Annotated in this window: 14 protein-coding genes; 9 read left to right on the top strand and 5 right to left on the bottom strand. The window is 34.9% G+C overall.

The window, feature by feature from the left end; genetic code table 11:
- Window positions 1-40: 40 nt before the first annotated feature.
- The 4 genes from coaD to speA are packed head-to-tail and all read left to right on the top strand — an operon-like array spanning window position 41 to window position 4,137.
- A complete protein-coding gene (gene coaD / locus EL158_RS01885; protein ID WP_027303941.1) occupies window positions 41-517 on the top strand; it encodes a pantetheine-phosphate adenylyltransferase in 477 nt (158 codons plus the stop codon).
- Window positions 508-1,089 carry a dTMP kinase gene (tmk, locus tag EL158_RS01880; RefSeq protein WP_027303940.1) on the top strand — a complete coding sequence of 194 codons (582 nt, stop codon included), beginning with the start codon at window positions 508-510 and terminating at the stop codon, window positions 1,087-1,089. Before coaD ends, tmk begins: the two co-directional genes overlap by 10 nt.
- Window positions 1,082-2,308 (top strand): histidine--tRNA ligase, encoded by a 1,227-nt coding sequence (gene hisS, locus EL158_RS01875; protein ID WP_027303939.1) that lies wholly within the window; start codon window positions 1,082-1,084, stop codon window positions 2,306-2,308. The genes tmk and hisS overlap by 8 nt, the downstream gene beginning before the upstream one ends.
- Window positions 2,305-4,137 (top strand): biosynthetic arginine decarboxylase, encoded by a 1,833-nt coding sequence (speA, locus tag EL158_RS01870; protein ID WP_027303938.1) that lies wholly within the window; start codon window positions 2,305-2,307, stop codon window positions 4,135-4,137. Before hisS ends, speA begins: the two co-directional genes overlap by 4 nt.
- On the opposite strand, the gene hemH is transcribed toward speA, so the two are convergent.
- Window positions 4,118-5,032, bottom strand: coding sequence for a ferrochelatase (gene hemH / locus EL158_RS01865; protein ID WP_027303937.1), 915 nt, complete (start codon window positions 5,030-5,032; stop codon window positions 4,118-4,120). The genes speA and hemH overlap by 20 nt on opposite strands.
- A gap of 88 nt (window positions 5,033-5,120) precedes the next feature.
- Between hemH and alaS the strand changes: the two genes are divergently transcribed.
- From alaS to EL158_RS01850, 3 genes are read left to right on the top strand one after another with little or no spacing between them, the layout of a single operon-like run.
- Window positions 5,121-7,655, top strand: coding sequence for an alanine--tRNA ligase (gene alaS / locus EL158_RS01860; protein WP_027303936.1), 2,535 nt, complete (start codon window positions 5,121-5,123; stop codon window positions 7,653-7,655).
- Window positions 7,655-8,200, top strand: a complete 546-nt coding sequence (gene maf, locus EL158_RS01855; RefSeq protein ID WP_027303935.1) for a septum formation inhibitor Maf — start codon at window positions 7,655-7,657, stop codon at window positions 8,198-8,200. Before alaS ends, maf begins: the two co-directional genes overlap by 1 nt.
- Window positions 8,197-10,116, top strand: a complete 1,920-nt coding sequence (locus EL158_RS01850; protein ID WP_027303934.1) for a penicillin-binding protein 1A — start codon at window positions 8,197-8,199, stop codon at window positions 10,114-10,116. Before maf ends, EL158_RS01850 begins: the two co-directional genes overlap by 4 nt.
- 35 nt (window positions 10,117-10,151) lie before the next feature.
- On the opposite strand, the gene EL158_RS01845 is transcribed toward EL158_RS01850, so the two are convergent.
- Window positions 10,152-10,817, bottom strand: a complete 666-nt coding sequence (locus tag EL158_RS01845; protein ID WP_027303933.1) for a Crp/Fnr family transcriptional regulator — start codon at window positions 10,815-10,817, stop codon at window positions 10,152-10,154.
- Between the two features lie 132 nt (window positions 10,818-10,949).
- Here EL158_RS01845 and EL158_RS01840 point away from each other — a divergent pair, with 132 nt between their 5' ends.
- Entirely contained in the window at window positions 10,950-12,230 is a 1,281-nt protein-coding gene (locus EL158_RS01840) for a DNA cytosine methyltransferase (protein WP_027303932.1), read from the top strand.
- On the top strand, window positions 12,220-12,906 hold the full coding sequence (locus EL158_RS01835; RefSeq protein ID WP_034955874.1) for a UpaP162 family type II restriction enzyme: 687 nt from the start codon (window positions 12,220-12,222) through the stop codon (window positions 12,904-12,906). The genes EL158_RS01840 and EL158_RS01835 overlap by 11 nt, the downstream gene beginning before the upstream one ends.
- A gap of 263 nt (window positions 12,907-13,169) precedes the next feature.
- On the opposite strand, the gene trxA is transcribed toward EL158_RS01835, so the two are convergent.
- From trxA to EL158_RS01820, 3 genes are read right to left on the bottom strand one after another with little or no spacing between them, the layout of a single operon-like run.
- A complete protein-coding gene (gene trxA, locus EL158_RS01830) occupies window positions 13,170-13,484 on the bottom strand; it encodes a thioredoxin (RefSeq protein ID WP_004276883.1) in 315 nt (104 codons plus the stop codon).
- Between the two features lie 53 nt (window positions 13,485-13,537).
- Window positions 13,538-13,876 (bottom strand): YraN family protein, encoded by a 339-nt coding sequence (locus EL158_RS01825; RefSeq protein ID WP_004276453.1) that lies wholly within the window; start codon window positions 13,874-13,876, stop codon window positions 13,538-13,540.
- Window positions 13,876-15,120 carry a homoserine dehydrogenase gene (locus EL158_RS01820; protein WP_027303930.1) on the bottom strand — a complete coding sequence of 415 codons (1,245 nt, stop codon included), beginning with the start codon at window positions 15,118-15,120 and terminating at the stop codon, window positions 13,876-13,878. The genes EL158_RS01825 and EL158_RS01820 overlap by 1 nt, the downstream gene beginning before the upstream one ends.
- Between the last annotated feature and the right edge of the window lies 1 nt (window position 15,121).

The following is a 15,121-nucleotide window of genomic DNA, read 5'->3' as shown; positions in this document are numbered from 1 at the left end:
TTTATTTAAGTAAAATAACACATTTTTATGAGGAGAGTCGATGACTTGTTTATATCCGGGCAGCTTTGACCCCATCACAAATGGGCATTTAGATGTGATTAAAAGAGCGCTTAAAATCTTTGACAAAGTGGTTGTTGCCATAGCACAAAGTGAGCATAAAAACCCTTGTTTTAGTTTAGAAAAACGCAAAGATTTAGCCCTACTTGCGACACAAAATTTAAAAAATGTAGAGATTGTTACCTTTACTAATTTGCTTGTGGATTTAGCTAAGGAGCTTGAGATAAAAACGGTTATTAGAGGACTTAGAGCGGTGAGTGATTTTGAATATGAGCTTCAAATAGGCTATGCAAATAACACTTTATGGAGTGAATTTGAAACGGTTTATCTAATGCCAAATTTAAAAAATGCCTTCATCTCAAGCTCCATAGTCCGCTCCATAGCAGCACACGGAGGCGATGTCAGCTCTTTAGTGCCAAAAGAAATTTTACCCTTTTTAAAGGATAGCTCGTGTATGTAGTTTTAGAGGGAATTGATTGCGTAGGAAAAAGCACACAAATAGAGCTTTTAAAGCCTATTTACAAAGATGCCATTTTCACAAGTGAGCCTGGTGCGACTAAGCTGGGAGAGTATTTAAGAGAACTTTTGCTTAATAGACCCTACCCTATCTCATCAAAAGCAGAGCTTTTACTCTTTTTAGCCGATAGAAATCAACATTATGAAGAAATTTTAAGAGAAAACGAGCAAAAGCTTATCATCAGTGATAGAAGCATAATTTCAGGTATGGCTTATGCTAAAAATTTTGACCTTGATATTTTATTTACCTTAAATGACTTTGCCCTTAATGGCTTTTTCCCACAAAAAGCCATTTTTCTAAGAGGTGATGAGAGCTTACTCAAAGAAAGAATGGAGCAAAAAAATTTAGACGATATAGAAAAACGAGGAGTTGCGTATTTTATAAATGTGCAAGAAAAAATGGAAAAGGTTTTAAATTTCTTAAAATTTAAAATTGATCTTAAAATTTTAGAGTTAGATGCGAAAGATAGTATAGAAAATTTACACGAAAAGATAAAGGAATTCATTAATGATTAACGCTTTAAAGGGTATGAAAGATGTGGAAGGCAAACAAGCCTTTTATTATACTAAAATCATAAAAATTTGCGAAGAAGTCGCCCAAAACTACGGCTTTAGCTTCATCAACACTCCACATTTAGAACTTAGCAAACTTTTTAAAAGAAGTGTGGGAGAAAGCTCTGACATAGTCGGTAAAGAGATGTATGAATTTATCGATAAGGGCGGCAATGAAGTCTGTTTAAGACCTGAAGGCACGGCTGGTGTGGTGCGTTCTTACATCGAGCATAAAATGGATAAAAGTGGAAGTGTGAAGCGATGGTTTTACCACGGCTCAATGTTTCGCTACGAAAGACCGCAAAAAGGGCGTTTGAGAGAATTTCATCAATTTGGCGTAGAGAGTTTTGGCACTAAAAGCATCTATGAAGATGCTTCTCTTATTTTAATGCTAGTAGAAATTTTCACACGCCTTGACATTAAATTTAAACTTATTATTAATTCTTTGGGCTGTTTTGAGTGCTTAGAGTCTTATAAAAAAACCTTAATAGAATTTTTAAAAACTCAAAATGGCTTTTGTGAAGATTGTTTGCGGCGTCAAACGCTTAATCCCATACGCGTTTTAGACTGCAAAAATGAGCATTGTCAAAGTCTGCTTCAAAACGCGCCTTTGCTTAGTCAAAGACTTTGCCCCTCTTGTGAGAAAAATTTCACACTTTTACAAACTTGCCTAAAAGAAAATGGCGTGGAATTTGAGCTTGACGATAAGCTTGTGAGGGGGCTTGATTATTATTCTCAAACGGCATTTGAGTTTATTAGCGATGAAATAGGTGCTAAAGCGGCTATCGCTGGGGGAGGAAGATATGATAGACTCATTGAATATTTAGGTGGTAAAAATGGCTATGGCGTAGGCTTTGCGCTTGGCATTGAAAGGCTTATTGCGATTTTGGAGCAAAAAGAAGAAAATGAGGAGCGTAAGGGAATTTATCTTTGTGCCTTAGATGAAGCTTATATGCCACATCTAATGCAAATCGCTACAAAATTAAGAAAAAACAAAAAAGTATTTTTATCTTACGAAGCAAAAAAACTTGCAAAACATCTAGCAAGTGCCGATACTATGGAGACTGAAATCTTTTTATGTATGGGTGAAAATGAAGCAAAAAATCAAAGCTTATTTTATAAAAATTTAAACACAAAAGAAGAAAAGCAAATTTTAATCTCAACTTTGGAGCAGCATTTATGAATAGCTATGGTATAGACATTTGGGGAGATGATAATTTCATTATTAAAAATGGCAAAGTTTGTGTCAATTCTGGCAAAAAACCCGCCATTATCGATATGATCAAAGAACTACGCAATGACGGATATAGAGGTCCTTTACTGCTTCGTTTTCCACACCTTATCCAAAAACAAATCGAAAATATTTATGGTAGTTTTACTAAGGCGCGTAAGGAATTTGATTATAAGGGCGGTTTTAACGCCGTTTATCCTTTAAAAGTCAATCAATATCCAGGCTTTGTAAAAAACCTTGTCAAGCTTGGCAAAGATTATAATTACGGACTTGAAGCAGGCTCAAAGGCAGAACTTTTACTCGCTATGGCTTATAATAATGAAAACTCTCCCATTACCGTTAATGGCTTTAAAGATAGAGAATTAATCAACATAGGCTTCATCGCCGCTGAAATGGGACATAATATCACCTTAACCATAGAAGGGCTTAATGAGCTTGAAGCCATTATCGACATCGCTAAAGAGCGTTTTAAACCTAAACCAAATATAGGACTTAGGGTGCGTTTGCACTCGGCTGGAGTAGGAATTTGGGCGAAAAGTGGGGGAATTCATTCTAAATTTGGACTAACCTCAACCGAACTGATTGAAGCTGTAAATTTGCTTAAAGAAAACAAGCTTATAGAGCAATTTACGATGATTCATTTTCATCTAGGCTCACAAATTAACGAAATTCACCCGCTTAAAAAAGCCTTAAATGAAGCAGGAAATATCTATACTGAACTTAGAAAAATGGGGGCTAAAAATTTAAAAGCTATTAATTTAGGCGGGGGCTTGGCGGTGGAGTATTCGCAGTTTAAAGACGAAAAAAGTAGAAATTACACTTTAAGAGAATATGCTAATGATGTGGTTTTTATCCTTAAAAATATCGCTGAGCAAAAAAGTGATATTGAGCCTGATATTTTCATAGAAAGTGGGCGTTTTGTCGCTGCCTCGCACGCCATTTTAATCGCTCCTGTTTTAGAGCTTTTTTCTCAAGAATATGCCGAAAATAAGCTTGTTTTAAAAAAGCAAAATCCTAAACTCATCGATGAGCTTTACGATCTTTATCAAAACATAAAGCCCTCCAACGCCCTTGAATATCTTCACGATAGCATTGACCATCTTGAAAGCATTTTGACGCTTTTTGATTTAGGCTATGTGGATTTAAAAGACCGCTCAAATGCCGAAATTTTAACTCAACTCATTAGCAAAAAGGCAATTTTACTGCTTAAAGATAAGCCAAGTGCGGATTTAATCGCTATACAAAATGAAGTGCAAGAACGCTATTTGGTAAATTTTTCTCTCTTTCAAAGTATGCCCGATTTTTGGGGTTTGGAGCAAAATTTCCCCATTATGCCTCTTGACAGACTCGATGAAAAGCCTACAAGAAGTGCGAGTATTTGGGATATCACTTGTGATAGCGATGGTGAAATTTCTTATTCTAAAGACAATCCTTTACTTTTGCACGATGTCGATGTGGAAAAGGAGAACTATTTTTTAGGCTTTTTTCTTATGGGGGCTTATCAGGAAGTGCTTGGTATGAAGCATAATCTTTTCACTCACCCAACTGAAGCTAGCGTTTATATAGATGAAAATGGCTATGTTTTAAAAGACATTATCGAAGCACAATCTATACTCGATATTTTAGAGGATATAGACTATGATATTCACGCGATTATGGATATTTTAAATGAGCGTATTAGCGAATCTTCGCTCGTTGATGAAAAGCAAAAAAAGCACATTTTAGGAGAGCTTTATCTTTTTTTAAATGATAATGGCTATCTTAAGAGTATAGGCGTTTAAGGATAAATTCCATAAATTCCTCGCTTTCATTGGGGCAAGCGATGACTTTATAATCTTTGGATGCGATTTTTCTATATTCTATCTCTAGCTCGAAAATCGTCTCCACACAATCAATACAAAAAGAAAGCGGATAAATCAAAACCTCATTTTTAAGCGTTGAAAGAATTTCGCTCGTGCTAGGACCTAACCATTTTACCGGACCCAATTTTGACTGGTAAGCAAGTAAAATTTCATCAAAATAATCCTTCAAGCTTTCTTTTAAAAGCTCAAAATGTGCATTAATATGCTTTTCATACAAATCCCCCTTTTTTATCACAGAAAGAGGCAAAGAGTGTGCTGAAAAAATAAGGCTTTTTTTATATCCGGGCATAAAGCTTTCATTAGCTTTTAAAATATGGCTTATCAGCATTTCATTATAAAACTTATCTTTGTAAAAAAATTCCACTTCTTTTAGCTTTGTCTTAATTTCTTGCTTTTTTATCTCCTTATGCAAGACTTCAAGCGAAGTTGTGATGGTCGTTGATGAGTGATGAGGATAAAGAGGGAAAAGTATCAATTCATCATCGTTGTTTAAGTCATATTTTTGCAAAACTTCTTTGGCAAAGGGCGGGACATAAAGATTAACAAAATCAAATTGAAAATCTTTTTGTCTAGAATTTAGCTTATCGCAAAGAGAGGTGGTAATGAAATTAAGCGGCGAAAAGCCGCCTATTTGCTTATAATTTTCCCTCATCGCTCCTACCCTTACCTTAGTGATGCAAAAAGCGACAAAAGAGCGTAAAAAAGCATTTTTAATCCCCAAAATATAAGGATCATTAAACATATTTTTTAAAAAAAGCTCACAATCTTTCAAATTGCAAGCCCCGCCCATATTTAAAAACAAAACAAGCTTCATCATATCCCTTTGAAAAAAGCTTGATTATAGCTTAATTTTACTTAATTTTGCTATTATTTGACTTTTAGAAATTTTAATAGGAAAAATAATGGATATAAGAGCCCAATTTTTAAATTTTTTCGCCTCAAAAGGACACGAGATCACTCCCTCAAGCCCTTTAGTGCCTGATGATGCAAGTCTTCTTTTTACAAATGCTGGTATGGTGCCTTTTAAAAATATTTTCACAGGAGAGGTGCCACGCCCTACTCCTCCGCGTAAAACAAGCTGTCAAACCTGCATTAGAGCAGGTGGAAAGCATAATGATTTAGACAATGTCGGCTACACTGCGCGCCATCATACCTTTTTTGAAATGCTTGGGAATTTTAGCTTTGGAGATTATTTTAAAAAAGAGGCTATTGCCTATGCTTGGGAATTTGTAACGGAGGTTTTAAAACTCCCTAAAGAAAGACTTTATGTTACGGTTCACGAAAAAGATGACGAGGCTTATACGCTTTGGCAAGCACACATTGAAAAAGAACGCATTTACCAATTTGGCGATAAGGATAATTTTTGGCAAATGGGCGATACTGGACCTTGCGGACCTTGTAGCGAAATTTTTTACGATCAAGGCGAAGAGCATTTTCACTCAAGTGAAGACTATATGGGAGGTGATGGAGATCGCTTTTTAGAAATTTGGAATTTGGTTTTTATGCAGTATGAAAGAAGTAGCGATGGCACTTTAAGCCCTCTTCCTAAGCCTAGCATAGATACAGGGATGGGACTTGAGAGAGTTTATGCGATTAAGGAAGGAAAATTAAGCAATTTTGACAGCTCCTTATTTATGCCTTTAATTAATCAAATCGCCTCGCTTTGTGGCAGGGCTTATGTGTATGAAAGCGGAGCAAGTTATAGAGTCATAGCCGATCATATCCGCTCAAGTGCTTTTTTACTCGCTCAAGGAGTAAGTTTTGATAAAGAAGGCAGGGGCTATGTTTTACGCAGAATTTTACGCAGAGCTTTAAGACACGGCTATTTGCTAGGGCTTAAAGAACCTTTTATGTATAAGCTTGTCGATGTGCTTTGTGAGCTTATGGGCGGACATTATGCGTATTTAAATGAAAAAAAAGAAGCCATTAAAGAGCAAATTAAACTCGAAGAAGAAAGATTTTTAGGCACTATAGAAAAGGGTATAGAGCTTTTTAACGAAGAATTAGCCAAAACACAAAATATTTTTAGCGGAGAGATAGCCTTTAAGCTTTATGATACCTATGGTTTCCCTCTTGATTTAACGCAGGATATGTTAAGAGAAAAGGGACTAAGCATTGATGAAGAGTGCTTTGAAAGATTAATGAGTGAGCAAAAAGAAAGAGCTAAAGCTGCTTGGAAAGGAAGCGGAGATAAGGTTGTGAGTGGGGATTTTAAAATTTTGCTAGAACGCTTTGGTAAAAATGAATTTGTAGGTTACACGCAAAAAGCGTGTGAGAGTCAAATTCTAGCCCTTTTAGATGAAAATTTCAAAATGCAAGAAAAACTTCATAATGGACAAACAGGCTGGGTCTTTTTAGATAAAACGCCCTTTTATGCAAATAGCGGCGGACAAGTGGGAGATAAGGGCTTTTTAGGCGAAAATGAAATCAGCGATACGCAAAAATTCTTCGAGCTTAATCTTAGCAAAATCACCGCTAAAAATGAGCTTAAGCTAGATGAGAAGCTTTTAGCACGCATTGATGAGGATAAAAGAGAACAAATCGCAAGGCATCACTCCGCTACGCATTTACTTCACTATGCTTTGCGTAAAATTTTAGGAACACACATCGCTCAAGCTGGGTCTTTGGTCGAATTTAATAAACTTCGCTTTGATTTTAATCACCCTAAAGCTCTCACTAAAGAAGAATTAGAAAAGATAGAAAATTTAGTCAATGAGATGATTAGCTCCTCTTATCCTGCCCTGCTTGAAGAAATGAGCCTTGATGATGCAAAAAAAAGCGGTGCGATAGCCCTTTTTAGTGAAAAATATGAAAGTAAAGTTAGAGTTTTAAGCTTAGGAGAAAGCAAGGAGCTTTGCGGTGGAACGCATGTAAATAATAGTGCTGAAATAGGAAGCTTTTTCATACTGAAAGAAAGTGGAGTGAGTGCTGGAGTAAGGCGTATTGAAGCTGTGGTTTCAAAAGCGGCACACACTTACGCTAAAAATGCCTTAAAAGAACTTGAAAGTTTAAAAATGGAGCTTAAAAATAATGATTTATTAAGCGGAATTTCAAAGCTGAAAAATGAAATTTCAAAGCTTAAAAATGAGCTAAAAAACTCAAATCAAAATGAGCTAAAAAGCGAAAATATCAAAGGCGTGCAAATTTGCATAGCTAAAGTAGAAAATGGCGACATAAAGGCGATGATTGATCATTTTAAAAATCAATTTGAAAAAGCGGTCATTTTACTCATACAAGAAAAAGAAGGCAAGATAAGCCTTGCTGCTGGAGTTAAAAATGCTCCTTTAAAGGCTGGAAATTTAGTCAAAAATATCGCTATAATTTTGGGAGGAAATGGCGGCGGAAAAGATGACTTTGCCACAGCTGGAGGCAAGGATCTTACAAAAATAGATGAAGCTTTAAAAGAGGCTAAAAGCTTTATAGAAAAAGGACTTTAATGCTTATCTTAGCTTCAAGTTCTAAAATAAGAGCCTCCTTGCTTCAAAATGAGGGCGTAGAATTTCAACAAATGTCATTTGATTATGATGAAAGTCTTAAAAAAGACACTAAGCCTCATCTTTATGTGCAAAAAATCGTCCTTGAAAAAGAAAGACAATTTTGCATAAAAAACGACTTAAAAAACGAAACTTTGCTTTTTGCAGATAGCGTTGTAAGCATAAGGGGGCAAATTTTAACTAAGGCTAAAAACGATGAAGAAGCTCTTAAAATGCTCTTAATGCAAAGTCAAAATGAAGTGAGTGTTTTAAGTGCTTTTTTGCTTCAAAGTCCTTTAAAAAGGGTATTTTCTCTTTCTAAAACGACACTTTTTTTAGCCCAATTTGACAAAGAAGATATGAGGCAATATATTCAAAGCAAACTTTATCTAAACAAAGCTGGTGCGTTAATGTGCGAGGGCTTTCATCAAAAATACATCTTAAAGCAAAACGGCTCTTTAAACACAGCTTTAGGACTGGATACTCAAACCTTAAAGGCATATTTATGAAAATTTTAAAATATTTTTTCTCTTTTGCAATTCTTATTTTCATTTGTGGGGTGATTTACGCGAGCTATTTGTTTGTAAGTGCAGACACAGAGGGCTATACTTTTAAAGAATACAGCCCTCCTCTTACAAGTCAAATTTATGATAAAAATGGCAAATTAATCGCTAATATTTTCGAGCAACATCGCTTTTATGCTAAATATGAAGAATTTCCTCCAAAACTCATAGAAGCTTTAATAGCCATCGAGGATACTGCTTTTTTTGAGCATAATGGCGTTAATATCGATGCTATTTTTCGTGCCGCTTTAAAAATTATCAAAACAGGGGGGCAGACTATGGAGGGTGCTTCAACTCTCACGCAGCAATTTATCAAAAACACAGAATTAACCCCCGAAAGAACGCTTAATAGAAAAATTAAAGAAGCTCTACTCGCCTATAAAATGGAAACCTTATTAAGCAAGGAAGAAATTTTAGAACGCTATTTGAATTTCATCTTTTTTGGACACGGATATTATGGCGTTAAAACAGCGGCTAGAGGTTATTTTCATAAAGAATTAGATGAATTAAGCCTTAAAGAAATTGCTATGCTTGTAGGTATGCCAAAAGCTCCTAGCTCTTATGACCCTACCAAACATTTTGATTTAAGCGTTTCAAGGGCAAATAATGTCATAGCGAGATTATATTCTTTAGGGTGGATTTCTAAAAATGATTATGAGATAGCGATGAAGGAAACACCAAAAGTGTATGATGATACCCTAACGCAAAATGTCGCACCTTATGTAGTCGATGAAGTCATTAAGCAATTAAGCCCACAATTTAGCGATTTAAAAACAGGAGGCTATCAAATCACCCTAAATTTAGACCTTGAAGTGCAAAAAATGGCAAGAGAAGCCTTAAAATTTGGCTATGATGAAATCATTAAACGCGATAAAGACGCAAATTTAAGCACTTTAAATGGTGCTATGGTCGTGGTTAATCATCAAAATGGCGATGTTTTAGCCTTAGTGGGTGGGGTTGATTATGAAAAAAGTCATTATAATAGAGCCACGCAAAGCACAAGGCAGCCCGGAAGCTCTTTTAAACCTTTTTTATACCAAATCGCTATCAATCTTGGCTACTCGACTATGAGTGAAGTTCCTGATATTTCACGCATTTTTGAAAGTGCAGAGAAGGACTGGAAACCTAAAAATTATGGGAGCAATTTTCAAGGACTCATCACCCTAAAACAGGCTCTTACTGCTTCAAGAAATCTAGCAACCATCAATTTAGCCCTTGAAATAGGACTTGATGTAGTCTATTCTAAACTTTTAGAATTTGGCTTTAGTCAAAATATCCCTGCGGATTTATCCATAGTGCTTGGAAGCTTTGGAATTTCGCCTTTAGAATTTGCTAAATTTTATACGATGTTTGGTAATTATGGTGTGATTAAAGAGCCTGTTTTAATTAAAGAAATTAAAAATAAAAATGGAGTTTTAATCGCACAATTTAACTCAAAGGAAACACAAGTCAGTGAGGCAGGACAGACTTTTTTAGTGCTTGATATGATGAAAAGTGTCGTTGAAAAGGGCACAGGGCGTAACGCTAGAGTCGCAGATATCGAAATAGCAGGTAAGACAGGCACATCAAATAAAAGCATCGATGCGTGGTTTTGTGGGCTTACGCCAGAGATAGAAGCACTCATTTGGTATGGTAATGACAATAACAAACCTATGCGTTACACAGAAGGAGGTGCTAGGACAGCTGCACCTGTATTTAAGGACTTTTTGACGCGTTATATCGCAGCCTTCCCAGAAACTAAAAGAAAATTTGATGTGCCAAATGATGTCAGGCGTGGGACCTATAATAATTCAAGAGAATATTACACACCCAAATCGCCTCTACCTAATAAAAAACACCATCAAAATGAGATTTTGTTTTGATGATGAAATTAAAAAACTAGGCGATAAAATAGCACTTAACTTTCTTCTTCGCCTAGCTCATAAAGTCCGCTTTTAAGCACAATTTCATTGCGATTTGTGTCAATTAGCCCTTGTGTTTTTAGCTCTTTTATCACCCTTGCAACTGCCTCTCTAGCACTGCCGATGTTATTTGCTATGCTTTCTTGACTAGCCTTTACATGGTTATCCCTAGCATTGCTTAATAGAAACTTCGCTACGCGATTTTTAAGACTTTTAAAGCTTACATCATTAATGGTATCAAAGGCTTGTTTTAGGCGTTTAGAGACTAAAGAGAGATTAAAACGCATAATAGATTCATTGCTATGCGTGAGGACTTCAAAGCTTTTATTTGGCAGGATAAACACACTAGAATCTTCCATAAACTCAAGCACCACATCAACTTGTATATTTGAAAAAATACAGCTTGTAGCGATAATACAACTCTCTTTGCCACTTATAGTAAAAATGGTGATTTCCTTAGCATTGCTTGAGACGCTAAAAAAGCGGATTTTGCCACTTAAAACATACAAAAAGCCTAGCAGCTCATCGCTATCTGGGTAGATTCTATATCCTTTTGCGTAGGCTTTTACAATGCCCTTATTTTGCAGGACTTCAAGGCTTTTCTCATCGCCACATATTGTGGTATTTATCTGCGTTAAAATCTCTTTAGTTAGTGGTTGCATATTTTCCTTTTGTGATAAAATCGCTTGAATTATAGCCTAAAAAGGTTTGATTATGGCTTGGCTAGAAATTTTTCATTTAGTATTTTTCTGGTATCATAATGATCTTAAAATGATATAAATTGAGGAAATTTAGTGGATAGCTTACAAGTTGATGAAACTTTACACATAGAACAAGCCGCACGGTTGATAAATTTATCTATCAAATATGTTCGCAGAGAAATTGCTAATGGATCTTTTGTGAGTCAAAAAAAGAATGGTAGAATTTTGATTGATAAGCATTCTTTTTTACATTGGAAAGATAATCAATCAAAGAAAAATCTTAATCAACAGAATAAAATTATTAAACAAAAAAGACAAGAAGATATAGCAAATTGGATAAATATTGAAAAAGAATTTAAAGAAATAAATGGCTGGATTAATCATTTAGAGACCACCTATAACTGCATTGATTTGTTTTCGGGGGCTGGTGGTTTGTCTTGCGGATTGGTAATGGCTGGTTTTATGCCTATTGCAAGTATAGAAATTATGCCCGAGGCTGTTTTGACATACAAAAACAATTTTTCAAAATTGAAAAATTTTAATGAAAACATAATTGCACAAGATATTAAAGAAGCTAGTGTTAAAGAAAAGTTAATTAGCTCTATCAAAGATAAACACATTCATTTAATTTCTGGCGGATTTCCGTGTCAAGGATTTTCAATGTCAGGACACCGTATAGTGTGTGATCCTAGAAATTCCTTATATTTAGATATGCTTGATATTGTTGAAAAGATTCGTCCAGACTTTGTTTTAATGGAAAATGTTGAAGGTTTGCGTTCAATGCTAGGTGGTGCAATTGAAAAAAAAATAATAAATGATTATAAAGAAATAGGTTATGAAATCAATGTAACAACACTAAATTCTGCCGATTATGAAGTTCCGCAAATTAGAAAGCGTGTTATATTTATCGGCAACAGGATTGGGGCAAAAAATTATCATCCAAAGCCACTTTTAACATCGCAAAATTACAAAACTGTTGGTGATGCAATTTTAAAGTTTTTAAATGTACCTGAGAATGAGTCGATTAATCATATTATGACTAGACATAGTCCAGAAATGGTTGCTAGAATGCAAAATGTAGAAGTGGGAAAAAGTCTTTATAGTCATTATGGTGATGCGTGGAAAAAAGTCGATTGGAATAAACCATCTTGCACGGTTAAGGAAAATCACGGCGGAGTAAATATCCATCCTATTTTAAATAGGGTGATGACTCCTAGAGAATTGGCAGCATTGCAGAGTTTCCCTGATGATTTTATATTTGCAGGTTCAAAAAAATGGCAATTAGTGCAAATTGGGAACGCTGTGCCACCACTTTTGAGCAAGGCTATTGGATTATCTATCATCAAATCGCTAAAGGAAAATAATGTCAAATAGCTATTTTCAAAAGTGTGTATATTTAAAAAAAGAAATTATCAATTATATAATAACCATTTTTAGAGTATATGATGATGAGTTGGTATTAAAATTAGAGGACTATAACCTTTTGAAAAATAGACATAATTGTTTAGAGAGTTCAACTGCACCTGGGTTTATCATTGAAGAATTTATAGTTTCAAAATTAGAAAAATATAGTAAAAAAGAAAATATTTTTTGCATCAATAGGGCAAAGGATAATACTGCTACAAATCATAGTTATGATTGTTATACTGAATTTAAAAATTTATTATGTATGATTAATATAAAAGTTCAAAAAGATAAAGGGCAAAATAATGCAATTTCTGCAATCAATATTTTGCATAGGGATTATTGTAGCAACCCAAGCCAAGAAAAAGCATATTTAATCATAAAAATACATTATACATTTAATAATTCTAATAGCAAAAATGAGCGAGTTCTTTCTATATTGGGTGTGGATGGATATTTTTTAGAAGAAGTTGATTTTAGTGATGGACACAAACAAGATAGTAGAAATTGGAGCAAGGAATTTAAAGCACAATCTGGTAGATTATTAATAAATGATAGTTTTAGAAACAAAAATAAATGCGATATAACACAAATTTCATACCAAAAAACTTTTGATTTTATTAAACAAATTGCACATAGTGAATAATTGCATTTTTATATACTAACGACAACATTTCCCTTTTGTGATAAAGTTACACACAAAGCTTATAAATTTGCATATAATGTTAGAAAATTATAACTTAAAAAGGTTAGTGTCTAAAAGACACTTTTCTTTTTCATAAGAAAAAATTTAAGTCCTAAAAGCTCCTTTATTGATTTGCACAACCAAAGCTTTTCACTAAAGTAAAAAACATCTAAAATTAAAGATTATTTAATGTAAAAAATGGGGCGTAAAGCCCCACAAGAATATTAAAGTAGAGAGTTGATTTTATCAGCAATAGTTTGCTTTGATTGTGCGCCTACAAGCTGTCCTGCAACTTCGCCATTTTTGAAAAAAATCAAAGTCGGTATAGAACGCACACCATACTCAGCCGCCAAGTCGCCTTGCTCGTCTGTATTTACCTTACAAATTTTAGCCTTGCCTTCAAAATCACTCGCAAGCTCGTCAATCACAGGGGATAACATCCTGCAAGGTCCGCACCAAGGCGCCCAAAAATCCACTAAAGCCACACCCTCTTTTGCTGTCGCAAAGTTTTCTGAAGTAAGTTCAATATACTTTCCCATAGTTTCTCCTTTAAAATTTTCTATGATTATAATAAAATAAATAAAATCTTAGCTTAAAGGCTGATGTTTTCAAAAAATTCTATATCTTTATCTTTAATGCAAATGAGATCAAGTTGAAAATCGTTAGAAATTTGTCTTTTAAGCTTATAAAATTCTATGGTTTTTAAAATTTTGTTATATTTTTTAAAATCAAGTCTTTCATAAGGCTCATAGTCTTTTTGCGTAAATTTTACCTCAACAAAATGTAAAATTTCATCTTTTTTGGCAATGATGTCAATCTCGCCAAATTTAGAGTGAAAATTCCTCTCTAAAATCTCAAAACGATGCTTTTTTAAAAAGGCACAAGCTCTATTTTCTCCTAAAATTCCACTTAAATGCGAAATTAAGCCCATTATTCTTCTATACGCATCATAAAAGGCTTAGCCTTGATAAATTCTTGCTTTTCTAAGGCTTTAAGTAAAGCTCTTATGCTTTTTTCATAACTTTTATGCGTAGTGAAAAAAAGCGTGCTATAAGGCTCATTGATCTTAGGCTTTTGCAAAAAACTATCCACAGAAATTCCACACTCGCTCATTAAATGTGTGATTTTAGACAAAACGCCTATTTTATCCTCGACTTTAAGTCTTAAGTAATATTTCGTAATGATTTCTTCCTTTTCAAGCAAAACAAAGGGTAAATTTTGTTTAAAACCAAGCATAGGAGAGGTATAACTCCCCCTTGCAAATTCCATCAAATTTGCCACCACAGCACTTGCAGTCGCCTTTCCACCAGCTCCAGCCCCATAATAAAGACTTTCGCCAAGTAAATCGCCCTCTATGCTAATAGCATTCATCACGCCATTAACCTTAGCGATCATCGTATTTTTTGGTATCATCGTAGGATGCACCCTAAGCTCTACGCTAAAATCTTGCTTCTTAGCGATCCCCAAAAGTTTAATGGTATAATCAAATTCCTTTGCAAATTCCATATCAAGAGCGTCAATTTCGCTAATGCCCTCACACAAAATCTCCTCAGGCAACGCCTTAATGCCATAAGCAAGACTAGCCAAAATCAAAAGCTTATGTGCCGCATCTTCTCCGCTAATATCAAAGCTAGGATTTGCCTCTGCATAGCCTAATTCTTGTGCTTTTTTAAGCATAGCTTCAAAATTAGCCCCCTTTTCACTCATCGCACTTAAAATATAATTACTCGTGCCATTAAGTATGCCTTTAATGCTTAAAATTTGATTTGCCGCTAAGCCCTCTTTTAAAGCTTTTATAATGGGAATTCCTCCCGCCACACTTGCCTCAAAGGCTAATTTTCCTGCTAAATTTTCAAGCTCATAGCGATGATAAGCAAGCATTGCTTTATTTGCACTGACGACCCTTTTACCTTCTTTTAAAAGCCTATATACAAGCTCATAAGCAAACTCAACGCCTCCCATAAGCTCGACATACACATCAATGTCCTTTCGTTTTAAAATTTCTTCCACATCATAAGCAATAGGAATTAGGGCGTCTTTTTTAGGACTTCTTGCAAGAGCGATCACAGGCTTTATCTCCTCGCCACATCTTGCCTTGATGATTTCTTGATTTTCTATCAAAGCCTTAGCCACAGCAGAGCCGACCACGCCATAACCCAAAAGCGCTATATTCATC

This window comes from Campylobacter upsaliensis (genome assembly GCF_900637395.1).
In the GTDB taxonomy this organism is placed as follows: domain Bacteria; phylum Campylobacterota; class Campylobacteria; order Campylobacterales; family Campylobacteraceae; genus Campylobacter_D; species Campylobacter_D upsaliensis.
This window is presented reverse-complemented; position numbering and strand designations above follow the sequence as displayed.